At 55.0% G+C, this 18,783-nt stretch carries 19 protein-coding genes; 11 read left to right on the top strand and 8 right to left on the bottom strand.

Features of this window, described 5'->3' with window-relative positions; genetic code table 11:
• Positions 1-165: 165 nt before the first annotated feature.
• From JK621_RS12410 to oppF, 6 genes are all read left to right on the top strand, one after another.
• Positions 166-1,803 carry an ABC transporter substrate-binding protein gene (locus JK621_RS12410; protein ID WP_212560060.1) on the top strand — a complete coding sequence of 546 codons (1,638 nt, stop codon included), beginning with the start codon at positions 166-168 and terminating at the stop codon, positions 1,801-1,803.
• 150 nt (positions 1,804-1,953) lie between these two features.
• A complete protein-coding gene (gene oppA / locus JK621_RS12405) occupies positions 1,954-3,591 on the top strand; it encodes an oligopeptide ABC transporter substrate-binding protein OppA (protein ID WP_212560059.1) in 1,638 nt (545 codons plus the stop codon).
• Positions 3,592-3,674: 83 nt separating this feature from the next.
• Positions 3,675-4,595: an oligopeptide ABC transporter permease OppB gene (gene oppB / locus JK621_RS12400; protein ID WP_004945308.1), complete on the top strand. Its 921-nt coding sequence runs from the start codon at positions 3,675-3,677 to the stop codon at positions 4,593-4,595.
• Between the two features lie 14 nt (positions 4,596-4,609).
• Positions 4,610-5,518 carry an oligopeptide ABC transporter permease OppC gene (gene oppC, locus JK621_RS12395; protein ID WP_006321181.1) on the top strand — a complete coding sequence of 303 codons (909 nt, stop codon included), beginning with the start codon at positions 4,610-4,612 and terminating at the stop codon, positions 5,516-5,518.
• An 11-nt stretch (positions 5,519-5,529) separates the two neighbouring features.
• On the top strand, positions 5,530-6,546 hold the full coding sequence (locus JK621_RS12390) for an ABC transporter ATP-binding protein (RefSeq protein WP_013813203.1): 1,017 nt from the start codon (positions 5,530-5,532) through the stop codon (positions 6,544-6,546).
• Positions 6,543-7,544, top strand: a complete 1,002-nt coding sequence (oppF, locus tag JK621_RS12385; protein ID WP_212560058.1) for a murein tripeptide/oligopeptide ABC transporter ATP binding protein OppF — start codon at positions 6,543-6,545, stop codon at positions 7,542-7,544. The genes JK621_RS12390 and oppF overlap by 4 nt, the downstream gene beginning before the upstream one ends.
• Before the next feature lie 93 nt (positions 7,545-7,637).
• Here oppF and JK621_RS12380 read toward each other — a convergent pair whose 3' ends face one another.
• Entirely contained in the window at positions 7,638-7,961 is a 324-nt protein-coding gene (locus JK621_RS12380; RefSeq protein ID WP_004945300.1) for an HI1450 family dsDNA-mimic protein, read from the bottom strand.
• A gap of 56 nt (positions 7,962-8,017) precedes the next feature.
• A complete protein-coding gene (gene cls / locus JK621_RS12375) occupies positions 8,018-9,478 on the bottom strand; it encodes a cardiolipin synthase (protein WP_212560057.1) in 1,461 nt (486 codons plus the stop codon).
• Between the two features lie 253 nt (positions 9,479-9,731).
• On the opposite strand from cls, the gene JK621_RS12370 reads away from it, so the two are divergent.
• Entirely contained in the window at positions 9,732-9,908 is a 177-nt protein-coding gene (locus tag JK621_RS12370) for a YciY family protein (protein ID WP_212560056.1), read from the top strand.
• Positions 9,909-10,028: 120 nt separating this feature from the next.
• Here the strand turns inward: JK621_RS12370 and JK621_RS12365 are convergent, their stop codons facing one another.
• A complete protein-coding gene (locus JK621_RS12365) occupies positions 10,029-11,504 on the bottom strand; it encodes an MFS transporter (protein ID WP_212560055.1) in 1,476 nt (491 codons plus the stop codon).
• Between the two features lie 124 nt (positions 11,505-11,628).
• On the opposite strand from JK621_RS12365, the gene JK621_RS12360 reads away from it, so the two are divergent.
• The gene (locus JK621_RS12360; RefSeq protein WP_212560054.1) at positions 11,629-12,204 is read left to right on the top strand and encodes a TetR/AcrR family transcriptional regulator; all 576 of its coding nucleotides are present in this window, start codon (positions 11,629-11,631) and stop codon (positions 12,202-12,204) included.
• A gap of 68 nt (positions 12,205-12,272) precedes the next feature.
• Here the strand turns inward: JK621_RS12360 and JK621_RS12355 are convergent, their stop codons facing one another.
• Both JK621_RS12355 and JK621_RS12350 read right to left on the bottom strand, forming a co-directional pair.
• Complete coding sequence (locus JK621_RS12355; protein ID WP_212560053.1) at positions 12,273-12,485, bottom strand: KTSC domain-containing protein; 213 nt, start codon at positions 12,483-12,485, stop codon at positions 12,273-12,275.
• A gap of 331 nt (positions 12,486-12,816) precedes the next feature.
• Positions 12,817-13,113 (bottom strand): YciI family protein, encoded by a 297-nt coding sequence (locus JK621_RS12350; protein ID WP_212560052.1) that lies wholly within the window; start codon positions 13,111-13,113, stop codon positions 12,817-12,819.
• Between the two features lie 181 nt (positions 13,114-13,294).
• Between JK621_RS12350 and JK621_RS12345 the strand changes: the two genes are divergently transcribed.
• Entirely contained in the window at positions 13,295-13,948 is a 654-nt protein-coding gene (locus tag JK621_RS12345) for an epoxyqueuosine reductase QueH (protein ID WP_013813154.1), read from the top strand.
• A 236-nt stretch (positions 13,949-14,184) separates the two neighbouring features.
• Positions 14,185-14,925 (top strand): TonB system transport protein TonB, encoded by a 741-nt coding sequence (gene tonB / locus JK621_RS12340; protein ID WP_212560051.1) that lies wholly within the window; start codon positions 14,185-14,187, stop codon positions 14,923-14,925.
• Positions 14,926-14,988: 63 nt separating this feature from the next.
• Here tonB and yciA read toward each other — a convergent pair whose 3' ends face one another.
• Both yciA and JK621_RS12330 read right to left on the bottom strand, forming a co-directional pair.
• Positions 14,989-15,417: an acyl-CoA thioester hydrolase YciA gene (gene yciA / locus JK621_RS12335; RefSeq protein ID WP_004945276.1), complete on the bottom strand. Its 429-nt coding sequence runs from the start codon at positions 15,415-15,417 to the stop codon at positions 14,989-14,991.
• 75 nt (positions 15,418-15,492) lie between these two features.
• On the bottom strand, positions 15,493-16,032 hold the full coding sequence (locus JK621_RS12330; RefSeq protein ID WP_212560050.1) for a septation protein A: 540 nt from the start codon (positions 16,030-16,032) through the stop codon (positions 15,493-15,495).
• 234 nt (positions 16,033-16,266) lie between these two features.
• On the opposite strand from JK621_RS12330, the gene JK621_RS12325 reads away from it, so the two are divergent.
• Positions 16,267-17,970: a SulP family inorganic anion transporter gene (locus JK621_RS12325; protein WP_212560049.1), complete on the top strand. Its 1,704-nt coding sequence runs from the start codon at positions 16,267-16,269 to the stop codon at positions 17,968-17,970.
• A 47-nt stretch (positions 17,971-18,017) separates the two neighbouring features.
• Here the strand turns inward: JK621_RS12325 and JK621_RS12320 are convergent, their stop codons facing one another.
• Positions 18,018-18,770 carry a YciC family protein gene (locus JK621_RS12320; RefSeq protein WP_212560048.1) on the bottom strand — a complete coding sequence of 251 codons (753 nt, stop codon included), beginning with the start codon at positions 18,768-18,770 and terminating at the stop codon, positions 18,018-18,020.
• Between the last annotated feature and the right edge of the window lie 13 nt (positions 18,771-18,783).

The following is an 18,783-nucleotide window of genomic DNA, read 5'->3' as shown; positions in this document are numbered from 1 at the left end:
GGAATTTGGCTTCTGCTAATTTCCGAGCAACTTTATACGCTTAATTAATTGCAAAGCGTCGTCAAAGTGGGAACGATTCTTGCTGGTGTCCGTTATTTAGAATTCTTATAAATACTTCACGAATATCGATAAGCAATGCTTGTTGGTGAAAAGGAGCCTCGACTAATGCAGCAAACAATGAAGCGCACGCCGTTGACCATGTTCTTTGCCGGCATGCTGAGTCTCAGCGCCGTTTATTCCGTACAGGCGGCCGATGTCCCGGCCGGGGTGCAATTGGCCCGACAGCAAAGCATTGTGATCAACAACGGCAGCGAAGTCGCTTCATTGGATCCGCACAAGGTCGAAGGAACACCGGAAAGCAATATCATTCTTAACCTGCTGGAAGGGTTGGTCAGCACCGACGCCAATGGGCATGTGGTGCCGGCCACCGCGGCAACCTGGGAAAATCAGGATTCTAAAACCTGGACTTTCCACCTGCGCCCGGATGCGGTGTGGAGCGATGGCTCCCCGGTTACCGCGCAGGACTTTGTCTACAGTTGGCAGCGTCTGGCCGATCCCAAAATCGCTTCCCCTTACGCCAGCTATTTGCAATACGCCAAAATTGAAAACGTCGACGATATCCTGACCGGCAAAAAAAGCCCGCAAACCCTGGGCGTCAAGGCTATCGATGACAAGACGCTGCAGGTTCAACTGAGTGAACCGGTGCCGTACTTTGTCAGCATGTTGAGCCATACCTCGCTGAAACCGGTAAAACGAGCGGTAGTTGAAAAGTTTGGCGACAAATGGACGTTGCCCGCCAACTATGTCGGCAATGGCGCTTACCGCCTGAAAGAGTGGGTGGTGAATGAGCGTATTGTGCTTGAACGCAGCCCGAGCTACTGGAACAACAAAAAAACGATCATCGACCAGGCGACCTTCTTGCCGCTCGTTTCAGAGGTCAGCGACGTCAATCGCTTTCGCAGCGGTGAAATTGATATCACCAACAATGCTATTCCGCCGAATTTGTTCGTGAAGATGAAAAAAGAAATCCCGGAGCAACTGCACGTTAACCCGTTCCTGTGCACGTTCTATTACGAACTCAATAATCAGCGCGCACCTTTTACCGACGTCCGGGTGCGCACTGCGGTGAAGCTAACGCTCGATCGCGACATCATCGCCAACAAAATCATGGGCCAGGGCCAGATCCCGGCGTACAACTTCACCCCAACCTTTACCGATGGCGCCAGGTTCACCACGCCGGAATGGGCGGGCTGGAGCCAGGAGCAGCGTAATGCCGAAGCGAAGAAACTGTTGGCGCAAGCCGGTTTCACTGCGGCAAATCCCTTGAAGTTCACGCTGTTGTACAACACCTCGGATCAAAACAAACAGCAGGCGATCGCTGCGGCGTCGATGTGGAAGAAAAACCTCGGGGCGGAAGTCACATTGCGCAATCAGGAGTGGAAAACCTCGTTGGAAAGCCGTCATCAAGGCGACTACGACGTGGCGCGTGCGACCTGGTGCGGCGATTATAACGAGCCAAGCGCCTTCCTGAATCTGGTGATGTCCAATAGCAGTATGAACACTATCTTTTACAAGAGTCCGGCATTCGACGCCCTGATGGCCAGTACGCTGAAGGTGCCGGATGCGGCTGCGCGCGCCGCCATTTATCAGCAGGCTGAAGCGCAGTTGGATAAAGATTCGGCGTTGGTTCCGGTGTATTACCGCGTCAGCGCGCGCCTGATCCGGCCGTCGGTGGGGGGCTTTACCGGTAAAGATCCGCTGGATTATACCGATGTGAAAAATCTGTACATTATCAAGCAGTAAAAGGGGTATTACGCCACGCCAACAACGAGGAGTAATACAGGGAAGGCCGCCTGCCGTATTCGTTCACCTGCAGACGGTATAACAAGGTCCGCTCACGGGCAACGCAGGCTCCACGATGAGTCTGTGATAATAAAAAACTGGAGTATATCAATGACCAACATCACGAAGAAAACCATCCTTGCCGCCGGCATTATTGCCGCGCTGGGCATCACAGCAACCGGTAGCGCAATTGCTGCTGTCGTGCCTGCAGGTGTGCAACTGGCAGATAAACAAGAGATCGTTAAAAACAACGGTTCGGAAGTACAGTCGCTGGACCCGCATAAAATCGAAGGCGTGCCGGAAAATAACGTCACACGCGATTTGATGGAAGGTTTGGCCAACAACAGCCTGGATGGCTCCATCGTGCCGGGGGCGGCGGAAAGCTGGGATAACAAAGATTTTAAAGTCTGGACCTTCCACCTGCGTAAAGACGCGAAATGGTCGAACGGCAAACCGGTAACGGCGCAAGATTTCGTGTATAGCTGGCAACGCGTGGTGGATCCGAAAACCGCATCCCCTTATGCCAGCTATCTGCAATACGCCCACGTAGAAAACGTGGATGACATCATTGCCGGGAAGAAAGATAAATCTACCCTGGGCGTGAAGGCCATTGATGATCACACCTTCCAGGTGACCCTGACCGAGCCGGTCCCTTACCTGGTTGAAATGACTCCGCACTATGCGATGAAGCCGGTGTATAAAGACGCCGTAGAGAAGTATGGCGAGAAGTGGACTCTGCCAGCCAACTACGTCAGCAACGGCGCTTACAAACTGAAAGATTGGGTTGTTAACGAACGCATCGTACTGGAACGTAACCCGGAATATTGGGACAACGCGAAAACCATCATTAATAAAGTCACGTTCCTGCCAATTTCGTCGGAAGTGACCGACGTTAACCGCTACCGCACCGGCGAAATCGACATGACCTATAACAACATGCCGATCGAACTGTTCCAGAAGCTGAAAAAAGAGATCCCGAAAGAAGTTCACGTAGATCCATACCTGTGTACTTACTACTACGAAATCAATAACCAGAAAGCGCCGTTTACCGACGAACGCGTACGTGAAGCGCTGAAACTGGGCCTGGACCGCGACATCATCACCAACAAAGTGAAAAACCAGGGCGACCTGCCTGCCTACAGCTTCACGCCGCCTTATACCGACGGCGCCAAGTTGACTCCGCCGGAATGGTTCGGTTGGACGCAGGAAAAACGCAACGAAGTGGCGAAGAAACTGCTGGCAGACGCGGGCTATGGCCCGGGCAAACCGCTGACCTTCTCGCTGCTGTACAACACCTCGGATCTGCATAAGAAGCTGGCGATTGCCGCCGCCTCCATCTGGAAGAAAAATCTGGGTGTGGATGTGAAGCTGGTGAACCAGGAGTGGAAAACCTTCCTGGATACCCGTCATCAGGGCACCTATGATGTAGCTCGCGCCGGCTGGTGTGCGGACTACAACGAGCCTAGCTCGTTCCTGAACATGATGCTGTCTGACAGCAGCAGTAACACCCCGCACTACAAGAGCGCCGAGTTCGACAAGCTGATGGCCAACGTGCTGACGGCGAAAACCAAAGAAGAACGCGCCGCTCTGTATCAGAAAGCCGAAGTTCAGCTGGATAAAGACTCCGCCATCGTTCCGGTTTATTACTATGTGAATGCCCGTCTGGTGAAACCTTATGTTGGCGGTTACACCGGTCAAGACCCGCTTGATAACGTGTACGACAAAAACCTGTACATCATCAAGCATTGATACGGTAGGCGCCGGCGGTGCGAACCGCCGGCCCATGTTGAGAATAATAAGCCGTTATCAGGCTGCATCACAGGGTTAGGGCAATGCTAAAATTTATATTTCGTCGCTTGTTAGAAGCGATCCCGACACTATTTATCCTTATCACCATTTCATTCTTCATGATGCGTCTGGCGCCCGGCAGCCCCTTTACCGGCGAGCGTGCGTTGCCGCCGGAAGTGATGGCCAATATCGAGGCCAAATACCATTTGAATGATCCTATCTGGAAACAGTATGGCCACTATCTGGCCCAGCTCGCGCAAGGCGACTTCGGCCCGTCATTCAAATATAAGGATTATTCGGTCAACGATCTGGTCGCCGCTTCTTTCCCGGTTTCAGCCAAATTGGGCCTGGCCGCATTTTTGCTGGCGGTGGTTTTGGGGGTTAGCGCCGGTGTCATTGCCGCATTGAATCAAAATACCAAATGGGATTATACGGTGATGGGCTTTGCCATGACCGGGGTGGTTATCCCCAGTTTCGTGGTGGCGCCGTTGCTGGTATTGATTTTCGCCATCACGCTGAAATGGCTGCCAGGCGGAGGGTGGAACGGCGGGGCACCGAAATTTATCATCTTGCCGATGGTGGCGTTGTCGCTGGCCTATATCGCCAGTATCGCCCGTATCACGCGCGGATCGATGATTGAAGTGCTGCACTCGAACTTTATCCGCACCGCCCGCGCCAAGGGCTTGCCAATGCGCCGCATCATTCTGCGTCATGCCTTGAAGCCTGCGTTATTGCCGGTACTGTCCTATATGGGGCCTGCCTTTGTCGGCATCATCACCGGTTCGATGGTGATCGAAACCATTTATGGTTTGCCGGGTATCGGCCAGTTGTTCGTTAACGGTGCGCTGAACCGTGACTATTCTTTGGTATTGAGCCTGACCATTCTGGTGGGCGGCCTGACTATTTTGTTTAACGCGATCGTGGACGTGCTGTACGCCGTTATCGATCCAAAAATTCGTTATTAAGCTGGAGCACGCAAATGATGTTGACGAAAAAGAACAGCGAAGCTCTGGAACACTTCAGCGAAAAGCTGGAAGTGGAAGGGCGCAGCCTGTGGCAGGATGCTCGCCGCCGCTTTGTGCATAACCGTGCGGCGGTCAGCAGCCTGTTTGTACTGGCGCTGATTACCCTGTTTGTGATTGTAGCGCCGTGGTTGTCGCAGTTCGCCTATGACGATACCGACTGGGCGATGATGTCGGCAGCGCCGAGTCTTGAATCTGCGCACTACTTCGGCACGGACTCCTCCGGCCGCGATTTGCTGGTGCGCGTGGCGATTGGCGGGCGCATCTCGCTGATGGTCGGCGTGGCTGCGGCGCTGGTGGCGGTGATTGTCGGTACTCTGTACGGCGCGATGTCGGGTTACCTGGGCGGCAAGACCGACTCGGTAATGATGCGCTTGCTGGAGATCCTCAACTCCTTCCCGTTCATGTTCTTCGTGATCCTGCTGGTGACCTTCTTCGGCCAAAATATCCTGCTGATCTTTGTGGCGATCGGCATGGTGTCGTGGCTGGATATGGCACGTATTGTGCGTGGGCAAACCCTGAGCTTAAAACGTAAAGAATTTATCGAGGCGGCATTGGTGTGCGGGGTTTCAACCCGCAATATCGTATTGCGCCATATCGTGCCTAACGTGCTCGGCGTGGTGGTGGTATATGCCTCATTGCTGGTGCCGAGCATGATCCTGTTCGAATCCTTCCTCAGCTTCCTGGGGCTGGGCACGCAGGAACCGTTAAGCAGCTGGGGCGCATTGCTCAGCGATGGCGCCAACTCGATGGAGGTTTCACCGTGGTTGCTGCTGTTCCCGGCGGGTTTCCTGGTTGTCACTCTGTTTTGTTTCAACTTTATCGGCGATGGTCTGCGTGACGCCCTCGACCCGAAAGATCGTTAAGGAGTGCCATCATGAGCACCATTGAAAACCCGCAGTTGCAAGCCGGCTCCGCTGCCAAATCGCCGCTGTTGCTGGATGTAAAAGACCTGCGCGTGACCTTCGGCACCCCGGACGGCGACGTGACGGCAGTGAACGATCTGAACTTCGACCTGCGAGCCGGTGAAACGCTGGGCATCGTCGGTGAGTCCGGTTCAGGCAAATCCCAGACCGCTTTCGCGTTGATGGGGCTGCTGGCCAGCAACGGCCGCATTGGCGGCTCGGCCAAGTTTAACGGCCGTGAAATCCTCAACCTGCCGGAAAAACAGCTCAACAAGCTGCGGGCGGAAGAGATTTCGATGATCTTCCAGGATCCGATGACGTCGCTTAACCCTTATATGCGCGTTGGCGAGCAGCTGATGGAAGTGCTGATGTTGCATAAGAAAATGAGCAAAAGCGAAGCCTTCGAAGAGTCGGTGCGCATGCTCGATGCGGTAAAAATGCCGGAAGCGCGCAAGCGCATGCGTATGTATCCGCATGAGTTCTCCGGTGGTATGCGCCAGCGCGTGATGATCGCCATGGCGTTGCTGTGTCGGCCCAAGCTGTTGATTGCCGACGAACCGACCACCGCTCTGGATGTGACGGTTCAGGCGCAGATTATGACGCTGTTGAATGAGCTGAAACGCGAGTTCAACACGGCCATCATCATGATCACCCACGATCTGGGCGTGGTGGCCGGTATCTGTAATAAGGTGCTGGTAATGTATGCCGGGCGCACGATGGAATACGGCAGCGCGCGTGATGTGTTCTATCACCCGAGCCACCCTTACTCCATCGGTCTGCTGAATGCGGTTCCGCGTCTGGATGCCGAAGGTGAAGCCTTGATGACCATTCCGGGCAACCCGCCGAACCTGCTGCGTTTGCCGAAAGGCTGCCCGTTCCAGCCGCGTTGTCAGTTCGCGATGGAACAATGCGCGAGCGCTCCGCCGTTGGAGCAGTTTGGTGAAGGGCGCCTGCGCGCCTGTTTTAAACCGGTGGAGGCGTTGGTATGACAGCGGTAACCGACAAGAAAGTGCTGCTCGAAGTGGCCGATTTGAAAGTGCACTTCGACATTCATGATGACAAACAGTGGTTCTGGCAGCCGGCGAAAACCCTGAAGGCGGTCGACGGCGTGACGCTGCGGTTGTTCGAAGGGGAAACGCTGGGCGTGGTTGGCGAGTCCGGCTGCGGAAAGTCGACCTTCGCCCGCGCCATTATCGGCCTGGTGAAAGCCACCAGTGGGCGCGTTGCCTGGTTAGGCAAGGATCTGCTCGGCATGAGCGATGCCGACTGGCGCAAAACGCGCAGCGATATCCAGATGATTTTCCAGGATCCGCTGGCCTCGCTGAACCCACGCATGACCATCGGCGAAATCATCGCCGAGCCATTGCGCACCTATTACCCGAAAATGCCGCGTCAGGAAGTGAAGGACAAGGTGAAGGCGATGATGCTGAAGGTGGGCTTGTTGCCAAACCTGATCAACCGCTATCCGCATGAGTTCTCAGGTGGCCAATGCCAGCGTATCGGCATTGCGCGTGCGCTGATCCTGGAGCCGAAGCTGGTGATCTGTGACGAGCCGGTCTCCGCACTGGACGTGTCGATTCAGGCGCAGGTGGTGAATCTGTTGCAGCAACTGCAGCGTGAAATGGGGCTGTCGTTGATCTTCATCGCTCATGACCTGGCGGTCGTTAAGCACATTTCTGACCGCGTGCTGGTGATGTATCTGGGCCATGCGGTGGAACTGGGAACCTACGATGAGGTGTACCACAACCCGCAACATCCTTACACCAAAGCGCTGATGTCGGCGGTGCCGATCCCGGATCCGGACAAGGAGAAGGAAAAGCAGATCCAGCTGCTGGAAGGGGAATTGCCTTCGCCGATCAACCCGCCTTCAGGCTGTGTGTTCCGCACCCGCTGCCCGATTGCCGGGCCGGAATGCGCCAAGACCCGGCCGCTGCTGGAGGGAAGTTTCCGTCACGCGGTGTCGTGCCTGAAAGTAGATCCTCTTTAATTCCCCGTTGTGTTTCACGTCGCAGCGTCGTTAGCTGCGCCGGTAACAAAAAACCCGCCAAGATCGGCGGGTTTTTTCATGCAGGCAAGGGGCTTATTCTTTCCACAAAATGTGGCACAGCTTGTGGTCTTTCTCACGGCAGAGCAGGACGCGGGCAAACACGTCGTTGATCGGTTCGCCATCGCTGTCCGCGAGGCCAATGACCACTTCGGCAAAAAAGTCCGGGTTCAGGTCAAAATCCACATGTTCCGACCAGTCTTCCGCCGGATCATACAGCTCGGCGCCGCCGCGTTCCTCAAACTGCAGGTTGAACAGCAGAATATCCGCCGGATCCAGATTGTCGCCGGCCAATTCCAGAAAGATGTCATAAGCCTGTTCCAGCGTTTCGTCTTCGGTAAGGCGGTTATTCAAATCCATAAAAAAATCCTGATAAAAAATGATCTGACGTTATTAAACCATGCCCGACGCGGCTTTTATAGCAGCGGGCTGAAAAAGTAGAACAGGCGTTCAACAATGCGGTGCCAGAATGGCCGTTTCTGCCACTCTTGGGCATTCAGCAACTGCGAACGGGCGATATAATCATCCTGTACGCAGGCCAGATCGCTGCCGAAGCCGTCATCGTCGATGACCAGCGTGATTTCGAAGTTCAACCACAGGCTGCGCATGTCCAGATTTACCGTACCGACCAGGCTGAGCTGGCCATCGACCAGCACGCTCTTGGTATGCAGCAGGCCGCCTTCAAACTGATGGATGTGTACGCCGGCTTCGAGCAATTCGGAAAAGAAGGAACGGCTGGCCCAGCGCACCATCGTTGAGTCGTTATCACGCGGTACTATGATGCTGACTTCCACGCCACGCAGCGCGGCGGTGCAAATGGCATGCAGCAGATCGTCGCTCGGCACGAAATAGGGCGTTGTCATGATCAACTGCTCACGCGCAGAGTACACGGCGGTCAGCAATGCCTGATGGATCATCTCGTCCGGGAAGCCGGGGCCGGAGGCGATGACCTGAATGGTGTGGCCGCTTTCCTGTTCGAACGGCATGATATTGACATCGGGCGGCGGCGGCAGAATGCGTTTGCCGGTTTCGATTTCCCAGTCACAGGCATAAACGATACCCATGGTGCTGGCGACCGGGCCCTCCATACGCGCCATCAGATCGATCCACTGGCCGACGCCGGCACCCTGTTTGAAATAACGCGGATCGACCATATTCATGCTGCCGGTATAGGCGATGTAATTGTCGATCAGGATAACCTTGCGGTGCTGACGCAGATCCATGCGGCGCAGGAATACGCGGAACAGGTTAACCTTGAGCGCTTCTACCACCTCGATACCGGCATTGCGCATCATGCCCGGGTAAGGGCTACGGAAAAACTGCAGGCTGCCGGCAGAATCCAGCATCAGCCGGCAGTGCACGCCGCGTCGCGCGGCAGCCATCAGCGATTCGGCGACCTGATCCACCAGTCCGCCGGGTTGCCAGATATAGAACACCATCTCAATATTATGGCGTGCCAGCTCGATATCGCGGATTAACGCTTTCATCGTTGAGTCGGTCGTGGTGAGCAATTGCAGTTGGTTGCCCTTAACGCCATCGATGCCCTGGCGACGATCGCACAGTTGGAACAAAGGCCTGGCGACCTCGCTGTATTCCGTGGCGAAGATCCGTTGGCTCTCTTTTAATTCGCTGAGCCAGCGGGCGGTCGAGGGCCACATCGCCTTGGCGCGTTCGGCGCGACGTTTGCCTAAATGTAATTCGCCGAAAGACAAATAAGCCACGATACCGAATAGCGGCAGAATATAGATAACCAACAGCCAGGCCATGGCGGAAGGCACTGCGCGGCGTTTCATCAGAATACGTAGCGTGACCCCGGCGATAAGCAGCCAGTAACCGAATACCATGAGCCAACTGATTACGGTATAAAATGTTGTCATAAAGGCGAAAAATCCTGTTCGCAAACCATCAACAATGAGTGTACGCACAGAATGGTAAAGGGGGAACCTTTTCTCGGCGCTTATATTGCATAAATATGATTGTCTTAAGGCACTTGCTGTAAGCGAAAAAAACATTTTTATTCGACCATCGCGTCGCTCGGCGACGTGGCAGTGCGACGAACTGCGACTTGGATCGCTCGACGAAAGGGCTATAATGCCCGCCGTTGGCATTTGACGGACGAGTGACGAAACGATGAGACGCAGTAGAAACGAAGTGGGCCGCTGGCGGATGCTGCGGCAGAGTCAGCGCCGCAGGCATCGCTGGCTGGAGCGCCAATCATGCAGCAACCGGCACATTATCCGGGTGCGACGCCGCCTGGATGACCAGCACCGGCGCGCATTGCTGTTTGTGGTGGCCTACGACTGGTAAAACGAAAACAGTCCCGGCAGGGACTGTGATTTGACGAAAAAGTTGTTTTAAGCCCGAGGGATATTATGGGGGCGTCCTTGTATCCCCCTGTCGACAAACTCTCCCCGAGAGCGGGCTTTATCACTTCTTGCCTAAAGCCCACTTGGCCATGCTTGCCCCTAGCGCCATCAACAGCGCTGCCGCTATCAGTACCGCGATAAATGCCCGGTCGAAAGCCGTGCGCGCCAGTTGTCGCAGTTGCTCGGCCCGCTCGTCGGCCAGAGTGGCGGCCAGGCGCAGAGCTTCATCAATGCTGTCATAAGCGATGTCGCTTACCGGCAAACTGCCGGGCAACGTCAGGCTGTGGCTATAGACGGCCGTCATCAACCCACCCAGCAAGGTAATGCCCAGAACCCCGCCCAGTTCATAGGAGACGTCTTCAATCGACGCCGCCATGCCGGATTTCTCTTCAGGCGCATTCAACATGATGGCGGTCGATGCGGCGGTAATGGCGCCACCGACGCCAAAACCAGTGATACACAGGCACATCAATTGCAATAAAACGCTGCTTTGATAAAACAGGGCGAGGCCGGCGATCCCAAGACCGGTCAGAATAAAGCTGCCGAGCATCATACGACGTTCGCCGTAGCGGGGCAGGAATAAGCCAGTCAGCGGCCCGGCCAGTACGGAAGCCAGCGGGATCGGCAGAATAAATAGCGCGGCCTGCAATGGGCTCAGATCGAGAACCAATTGCAAGCGTTGGCTCAGAACCAGTTCCACGCCAATCAGCGCTATCATCGAGAGCAAGGCGACGCCGACGCCACCGGAAAATAGCCGGTTTTGGAACAGCGAGAAGTCAATCATCGGGTACTGCGCTTGCCTTTGGCGACGTACAAAAAGGACCAGAGAGACAATGCCGATCGCAGCGGCAATCGCTAACGCGATGAATGAGGGGGCGGTTTTGCTCAATTCTTTCAGCGCGTAGATGCTGCCCACCAGACCGATCATGATCTGTACCGAGCCGACAATGTCGTAAGGGCGCTTATTTTTCCCGCCACAGTGCGGTATCAGTCGCCATGCCAGCGGCAGCACCAACATCACTACCGGCACGTTGATAAGAAACACCGATCCCCACCAGAAATACTCCAGCAACACCCCGCCGACTACGGGGCCCAGCGCGGCGGCGCTGGAGGCGACCGCGGCCCAAATGCCAATGGCCAATGCGCGCTCGCGTTCGTCGGTAAAAACATGGCGGACGATGGACAGGGTTGCCGGCATCATCATTGCGGCACCCACGGCGAGAAATGCACGCGCAGCGATCAACCACTCGGCTGAGGGGGAAAAGGCGGCGCAAAGCGAGGCGGCGGCAAAAACAGGCAATCCGGCCATAAACAGGCGTTTATGACCGACGCGGTCGCTCAACATGCCGGCGCCTGGCAACAAACCTGCGACCACCAGCGGATAAGCGTTTACGATCCATAACTTTTGTGACGCATTGGCATCCAGCGCCTGTGTCAGCCGTGGCAAGGCGGTATATAACACCGTCATGTCGATGACGATGAGAAATAGTGCGCTGGAGATTAATGCCAGGATCAACCAGCGGTTGTTTACGAACATAATATTATTCCAAAAAATGCGGGCAGCGCGGATGCGCCGCCAGAAGGTAAACCCCAGTCTCCACTGATGGTATACTGGTCATAATATATATCCATACGTACGTATTGAAAAGGGGAGTCCATCAATGGGACGTCAACGCAGCATCGATCGTGACAAGGTTCTGGATGTGGCCGAAGAGATAGTCGCCAACCAGGGGGCCGCCGGGTTGACCATTGATTCCGTCGCAAAAGCGATGGGGATCTCCAAAGGCGGGGTGCAATACTGCTTCGGCAGTAAAGATGCGTTGATTGATGCGATGTTTGAACGCTGGGGCAAGGCGTATGACACCCTGTTCGACGCGATTGCCGGGGAAAATCCCTCGGCTACCACCACCGTGCGCGCGCATATGCAGGCGACCAGAAGCTCCGATCAGGCGTCCAGCGCCAAAGCGGCGGGGTTGATGGCGACGCTGATTCAAACGCCGGAGCATCTGGACAGCACGCGCGAATGGTACCGTAGCAGGATCGCCGATCTGGATTTGACCACTGAGGAGGGAAGGCGCGCGCGGTTGGTTTTTCTGGCCACCGAAGGGGCATTCATGCTGCGGTTTTTTGGCCTGATGGATATTGGCCAGCAAGAGTGGGACGCTATGTTTGCGGATATGCAGGCATTGGTTTTGGCACCGAGCCAAACGGCTGTAGCGGGTCCGGCATCGAAGTAAAAAATAATCTTAACCCCGACACCGTTCGGCGGTGGCGCGCAGGCCGGGTTGATATTTAACCTGGCCGGTTACCCGATTTTACGGCACAAATATTTGCCCTTTATGACGCCGTCATAAAATCTGCCTTTTGAAACCACCACGACAAAATCCTGGTAGATTCGCTTGGGAACCCCGATATATTGGTAGGTCCCCGCATCGCGAAACTGGATTTCCAGAATCTGAGCATTCTCATCATAGCCTATTGATATAATTCTTGAAGATGAAACCGGTTGTCGCTGCAAGTAGACCCCCCTGTTAATTCATTATTATTTATATGGTTATAGGTAGCCCGTTAACCATACCAGAAGCCGGAATGCGTCGCCAGACGCTTTGCTTTAAGAGAAAAGCTATCGCACTGATAGCTGGCGGGGCGAAACAGGAAAGCGTAGGGTTATCGGACAAGATATTCCCTCGAAGAACCCTTTAGCCAGCCACTCCGTGCTGGCTTTTTTTTTACGGTATCGTTCATTCTGAGACGGGGGGAGAAATACGTCATGGACCACCTGATGTGACCCGGACTTGTAACTGTGCAACCCGTTATTATGGAAAACAGTGGGTTTACTTGATCACTCCCTAAAACACCTGCTTGAAGGGTTTTACCGTCACGTCGCCATAAACGCCGGCGGCGACGTAGGGATCCTGTTCAGCCCAGGCCTGGGCATCCGCCAGCGAGGCGAATTCCGCAATCACCGTAGAACCGCTGAATCCCGCACTGCCCGGATCGTTGCTGTCGATAGCCGGATTTGGGCCGGCAACCACCAGACGGCCTTCATCCCGCAGCGTCTGCAGGCGCGCCAGATGCGCCGGCCGCACCGACAGACGGTTTTCCAATGAGTTGGGGACATCCTGCGCGTAGATCAGATAAAGCATGTTTCACCTTTAAAATCATTAATATAGAAGGGGTAATTCAAAGTAGCGCAAAAGGCGCGTCATGGGAATGCCCGGCCGGGGGAATTTATCTGCAGCTGGCGCTTATGCCTTGAAGCAGCTAGTTTTTATTCGTATAGTGCGGCCGCGCGATGAATTGAACTCCTGTGTGAGAGGTGAGGAAATGACGGAACTGGTTAGGGATAAACTCGACTTGCCTGAGGGCAAAAGCAAGCTGTTGCTGCACTCCTGCTGCGCGCCTTGTTCCGGCGAGGTGATGGAAGCCATTCAGGCCTCCGGCATCGAATACGCCATTTTTTTCTATAATCCTAATATTCACCCGCAAAAAGAGTATCTGCTGCGCAAGGAAGAGAACATTCGCTTTGCCGAGCAACATGGGATACCCATTATTGACGCCGATTACGATACCGATAACTGGTTTGCCCGCGCCAAAGGCATGGAAAACGAGCCAGAGCGTGGGATCCGTTGCACCATGTGTTTCGATATGCGTTTCGAGCGCACCGCGTTGTACGCGCATGAGCATGGCTATGACACCATCTCCAGCTCGCTGGGTATTTCCCGCTGGAAGAATATGCAGCAAATCACCGACTGCGGCGTCCGCGCGGCAGAAAAATATCCTGACTTGCAGTATTGGGATTACAACTGGCGCAAAAAAGGCGGCGCGTCCCGAATGATAGAAATCAGCAAGCGCGAACGCTTTTACCAGCAGGAGTATTGCGGTTGCGTGTATTCGTTGCGTGATACCAACCTGCATCGCAAAGCGCAGGGGCGACCCCTGATAAAACTGGGTGTGTTGTACTACGGTGATGAAGAATAACGCCGCATTGGTGAAAAATGACCCGCTACGGCGGGTTTTTTGGTTTTTTCGCGGTAAGCCAGGTTAATAGCGCGTGTGAAATCCGCAGTAAAAAAGCAAATGAAAGGTTAATATCCTTATGAGTTTTCAGGTTTTAGCGATGAATAATGACGATTAAAGCGATAGTTCGCCATTCGTTATTGAATATGATTGCTATTTGCATTTAAACTTGGCGAACCAGAGGAAACAGAATCATTATGCCGCTAAAAAAGATGTTCCTTAATCGCCGTTTGTCCGTGCCGATTGTCCTGTCCGTTGGCTTACACAGCGCCCTGGTGGTGGGGTTGCTCTATGCTTCTGTCAAAGAGGTCATGGAACTGCCGAAACCGGAGGATGCGCCAATCAGCGCCATGATGGTCAATACCGCCGCGATGGCGGAACCGCCGCCGCCGGCACCCGCCGAGCCTGAGCCAGAACCGCAGGTGGAGCCTGAACCGGAGCCGGAACCACTTCCTGAGCCACCGCCGAAGGCGATACTGAAACCTGAGCCGGTAAAACCCAAACCGAAGCCGAAACCGAAGCCGAAGGTCGAAAAAACGGTCAAACGCGAACCGCAGAAAACCGAGCCGCGCGAGCCATCACCGTTTGAGAATAACCAACCGGCCAAGCCGATTGATAAAGCACCGGTTAAGCAGGGGCCGTCTGCCCCGGTTCAGGGGAACTCGCGTGATGTGGGGCCGAAACCCATCAGCCGCGCCGATCCGATTTATCCGCCGCGCGCCCGAGCTTTGCAGATTGAAGGTAATGTGCGGGTGCAGTTTGATGTCGACAGCGATGGCCGTTTGAGTAACGTGCGCATTTTGTCTGCTGAACCACGCAATATGTTCGAGCGTGAAGTGAAACAGGCAATGCGCAAGTGGCGTTATGAAGCCAAGGAAGCGAAGAATCTCACCATGACTATCCGCTTTAAAATGAACGGCACCACGGAGATGAACTGATATCGACGTTGGCGCCAACAAAAAGGGTCGCCGAAGCGACCCTTTTTGTTGCCTGCGTTTCAGCTATTCTTCAAAGCCGACGCGGAAGTTCATTTTGCCATCGGGCAGAGCGCGCGAGTTACCCTCGTCGTCCACCGCGACGTAGGTAAATACCGCCTCGGTTGCACGGTAGCGTTGGCCGATAGGCGCAGAGGACACCTTCTTCACCCACACTTCGATATTGATGGTGATAGAACTGCGGCCGGTGCGGATACACTGCGCATAGCAGCAAACCACGTCACCCACTGCGACCGGTTTCAGGAAGGTCATGCCGTCGACACGCACTGTCACCACGCGTCCTTCGGCGATTTCTTTCGCCTGAATAGCGCCGCCAATATCCATTTGCGACATCAGCCAGCCGCCAAAAATATCACCGTTGGCATTGGTATCTGCCGGCATCGCCAGCGTTCTCAGTACCATCTCGCCACTGGGTAAAGGTCGTTGTTGAGTCATAGCCGTCTGCTTATCAAAGAAGGGTTTTCATTATACTGCCCGCAGCAAGCGCTGCGGGCATTAACAATTTTGTAACTATTTTTTCTGTTCTTCCGGCATGTGCCGATAAATATAAATACCGCTGAGCAGGGTAAACACCAGCGTCAGGGCCGTCAGGCCGAACACTTTAAAGTTAACCCAAACGCTTTGCGGCAGCCAAAAGGCGACGTAGATATTCGCCAGGCCACAAAGCAGGAAGAACACCGCCCAGGCCAGGTTGAGATTGCTCCACACCTTGTCCGGCAGCGTCAGCTCTTTACCCAGCATGCGCTGGACCAGTGGCTTCTTGAGCACCAGTTGGCTGATCAGCAACGCCAACGCAAACAGGCTGTAGATGACCGTAACTTTCCATTTGATAAACAAATCGTTATGGAATACCAACGTCAGGGTGCCGAACACCAGTACCATCAGGAAGGTGATCAGCGTCATCTTCTCGACCTTGCGGTATTTGATCCAGGTGAACACCAGCGCCAGCGCGGTAGCGACAATCAACGCGCCGGAAGCGACGTAGATATCGTAGAGCTTATAAAAAGCAAAAAAGACAATTAACGGGAGGAAATCAAGAAACTGCTTCATAAATCAATCCATCATCTGTTCATCGGCCGACTATACCGGATTCGGCGGGCTCTGTGTACCGCTGGGAGGCGCTGATTATCGGCGTTTGGCCGCCGGATTTCTGCCATGAAAGCAGGAATTTGCATAAACTTACGATTGAGGTCGCGAGTTAGCGGCGGGCTGCTTGCCAACAGGGCACCGGCATCTCATGATGCGCGTAATAATAGCCTGATAATTTATAACGGAAAACAGTTTATGCAGTGGAAATCTCTCCAGGCGCTGACGCCCGGTTTGGCGCATTTATTAGGGTATCAACGCAGTTGGCTTAAGCCGGATATACGCGCCGGGCTCTCCGTCGCCGCGGTGGCATTGCCGGTGGCGATTGCTTACGCCGAACTGGCCGGGGTCAGCCCGGTGGTGGGATTGTACTCCTGTATTTTGCCGATGGTCGCTTACGCGTTTTTCGGATCATCGCGCCAGCTTATTGTCGGGCCGGACGCCGCCACCTGCGCCGTGATAGCCGCAGTAGTGACGCCGCTGGCGGCGGGTAATATGGAACGGCACTGGCAGCTTACCATCATGATGACGGCAATGATGGGCACCTGGTGCCTGTTGGCTAGCCGTTTCAAACTGGGCGCACTGGCGGATCTGCTCTCCCGGCCGATACTCAGCGGGCTGCTGAACGGCGTGGCGATCACCATTATGGTCGATCAGATCGGCAAGGTTCTCGGTTTTGGCGTTCATCCTGCGCAGTTGATTGAGCGCATTTACGCGCTGCCGGGCAACCTGATGCATAGCGACTGGCTGACCATGGCGGTGTCGCTGCTGACGCTGGTCACGCTGCTGGGGTTTAAAAAATGGCGCCCTAACTGGCCGGCACCGCTGTTTGCCATCATATTGGCGGCTTTCGTCACCTGGATTGGCGGGTTGCAGCAGCATGGCGTGGTGACGGTGGGCGGTTTTAGCGATGCACTGCCGATAGTCCAGTGGCCGGATTTCCAGCCGGGTTTGCTGCGAGACATGGTCATTCCGGCGCTCAACCTGGCGGTAGTCAGTTTTGTCAGCATGATGCTGACCGCTCGCAGTTTTGCGGCGAAGAACGGCTATGAGGTGAATGCCGACGCTGAGTTTCGCGCGCTGGGGCTGGTGAATATCGTTTCGGCGCTTTCTCAGGGGTTTGCCATCAGCGGGGCGGATTCCCGTACTGCGGTTAACGATGCCAACGGCGGCAAGAGCCAATTGGTGTCGATCATTGCAGCGGGGGTGATTGCTTTCGTGCTGTTGTTCCTGATGGCGCCGCTGCAGTTTATTCCGGTGGCGGGGTTAGGCGTAGTGCTGATGTATGCCGCCTGGTCGTTGCTGGATTTTCGGGGCATCTGGATCATGCGTCGCCGCAATGCGCAGGCCTTCATGTTGGCGATGTTCACTTTCCTGTGCGTGCTGCTGGTGGGGGTGATCAGCGGCATCGGCCTGGCGGTATTGCTGGGGCTGATGCAGTTTCTGCGCACGGTGTTTCGCCCAACGGAGCAACTGCTGGGTGTGAACGACGAGGGCATGATCCACTCAATGGGCAACAACAACGGCGTCAAGGCAGTACCCGGCGTGATGATGTACCGCTTCAACTCGCCATTAACCTATTTTAACGTGGCGTATTTCAAGCGCCGGATCCTGAATCTGGTGGACAGCACGCCGTTTCAGCCGCGTTGGGTGGTGGTGGATGCCGTCGCCAGCTTTACCCACGCGGATATCAGCGTTCTGGCGGCGATAGATGAACTGAAGCGCGATTTGTTACAGCGTAACGTGAAGTTGGTATTGGCGGGGCGGCGGACCGAGCTGACGCGCTGGTTCCGCATCAATCGGCTGGGACGCGATCGTGAATTGATTCTGGTGCCGGATTTGTATCTGGCGTTGAAGCTGATTCAGAGCAAGGAACAGGCTGAGACGGCAGCGGTTCCATAAGCAAAAAGGGCACGCTTCGGCGTGCCCTTTTAGTTACTGCGGGCAGATCAACTGCGCAGCAGCATATACAGACGGAACAGGTAAATCAGCAACAGGGCGGAAACCAGGTTGCTCAGCGCGGTAAGCACTACGCTGGCGACATTCGGGGTCAGCACCGAAAGGTGGCTCACCATGAACAACACCAGCAGCTTGGCGGCCAGCCACAACATCATGGCGGGCACAATCACGCGCGCATTGGCGAAGGCCAGTTTACAGCTCAGTTTAATCGAAGCGAACACGCCTTTTTTGTCGGCGGTGCTGATGACCGGCGCAAGCGAGAAGGCGATCGCCATGATCACGCCCGGCACGACGAACAGCGTCAAGCCTAACTGAATCAGCAGAGTGCAGATAAACAGCAGCAACAGCAAACGCGGCAATTCCGGCGCAGAAGCGCCGATAGCGCGCAACGCGCTGATACGTTGCCCCTGGGAAACCAGGCGAATCAGCGTCAGCATCCCGCCAACCAGCAACACGTTGCCCACCAACGCGGAGAAAGTGGCGGCAGCTGACACCTTCAATAACACCATCTGCTGCTCGGGCGTCATTTGCTGAATGATTTCCTGGATCCCCATTCCGGCGGATGCCGTAAAATCGCCTTCCGTCGCGGACAAGATCTTCAACTGTTCGACGTCAGGGCTAAAAACCTGATTGAGCAGCACAGAAATGAACGCGGTCAACAGCGCCAGCATCAGGATGCTGGTCAGTTGATTACGGAAAAAGTTAAAACTGTCACGGTACAACGTGTTGGCCGTGATAGGCATGCAGACTCCTTGG

This window comes from Serratia plymuthica (assembly GCF_018336935.1).
Taxonomy (GTDB): domain Bacteria; phylum Pseudomonadota; class Gammaproteobacteria; order Enterobacterales; family Enterobacteriaceae; genus Serratia; species Serratia plymuthica_B.
Note: the sequence above shows the minus strand (reverse complement) of the source record. Positions and strands in the feature narration are given on the sequence as shown.

Excerpts from the sequence above, each read along its gene's own strand:
- JK621_RS12410 (WP_212560060.1), top strand. The coding sequence starts at position 166 with ATGCAGCAAACAATGAAGCGCACGCCGTTGACCATGTTCTTTGCCGGC.
- oppA (WP_212560059.1), top strand. The coding sequence starts at position 1,954 with ATGACCAACATCACGAAGAAAACCATCCTTGCCGCCGGCATTATTGCC.
- oppB (WP_004945308.1), top strand. The coding sequence starts at position 3,675 with ATGCTAAAATTTATATTTCGTCGCTTGTTAGAAGCGATCCCGACACTA.
- oppC (WP_006321181.1), top strand. The coding sequence starts at position 4,610 with ATGATGTTGACGAAAAAGAACAGCGAAGCTCTGGAACACTTCAGCGAA.
- JK621_RS12390 (WP_013813203.1), top strand. The coding sequence starts at position 5,530 with ATGAGCACCATTGAAAACCCGCAGTTGCAAGCCGGCTCCGCTGCCAAA.
- oppF (WP_212560058.1), top strand. The coding sequence starts at position 6,543 with ATGACAGCGGTAACCGACAAGAAAGTGCTGCTCGAAGTGGCCGATTTG.
- JK621_RS12380 (WP_004945300.1), bottom strand. The coding sequence starts at position 7,961 with ATGGATTTGAATAACCGCCTTACCGAAGACGAAACGCTGGAACAGGCT.
- cls (WP_212560057.1), bottom strand. The coding sequence starts at position 9,478 with ATGACAACATTTTATACCGTAATCAGTTGGCTCATGGTATTCGGTTAC.
- JK621_RS12370 (WP_212560056.1), top strand. The coding sequence starts at position 9,732 with ATGAGACGCAGTAGAAACGAAGTGGGCCGCTGGCGGATGCTGCGGCAG.
- JK621_RS12365 (WP_212560055.1), bottom strand. The coding sequence starts at position 11,504 with ATGTTCGTAAACAACCGCTGGTTGATCCTGGCATTAATCTCCAGCGCA.
- JK621_RS12360 (WP_212560054.1), top strand. The coding sequence starts at position 11,629 with ATGGGACGTCAACGCAGCATCGATCGTGACAAGGTTCTGGATGTGGCC.
- JK621_RS12350 (WP_212560052.1), bottom strand. The coding sequence starts at position 13,113 with ATGCTTTATCTGATCTACGCGCAGGATGTCCCCAACTCATTGGAAAAC.
- JK621_RS12345 (WP_013813154.1), top strand. The coding sequence starts at position 13,295 with ATGACGGAACTGGTTAGGGATAAACTCGACTTGCCTGAGGGCAAAAGC.
- tonB (WP_212560051.1), top strand. The coding sequence starts at position 14,185 with ATGCCGCTAAAAAAGATGTTCCTTAATCGCCGTTTGTCCGTGCCGATT.
- yciA (WP_004945276.1), bottom strand. The coding sequence starts at position 15,417 with ATGACTCAACAACGACCTTTACCCAGTGGCGAGATGGTACTGAGAACG.
- JK621_RS12330 (WP_212560050.1), bottom strand. The coding sequence starts at position 16,032 with ATGAAGCAGTTTCTTGATTTCCTCCCGTTAATTGTCTTTTTTGCTTTT.
- JK621_RS12325 (WP_212560049.1), top strand. The coding sequence starts at position 16,267 with ATGCAGTGGAAATCTCTCCAGGCGCTGACGCCCGGTTTGGCGCATTTA.
- JK621_RS12320 (WP_212560048.1), bottom strand. The coding sequence starts at position 18,770 with ATGCCTATCACGGCCAACACGTTGTACCGTGACAGTTTTAACTTTTTC.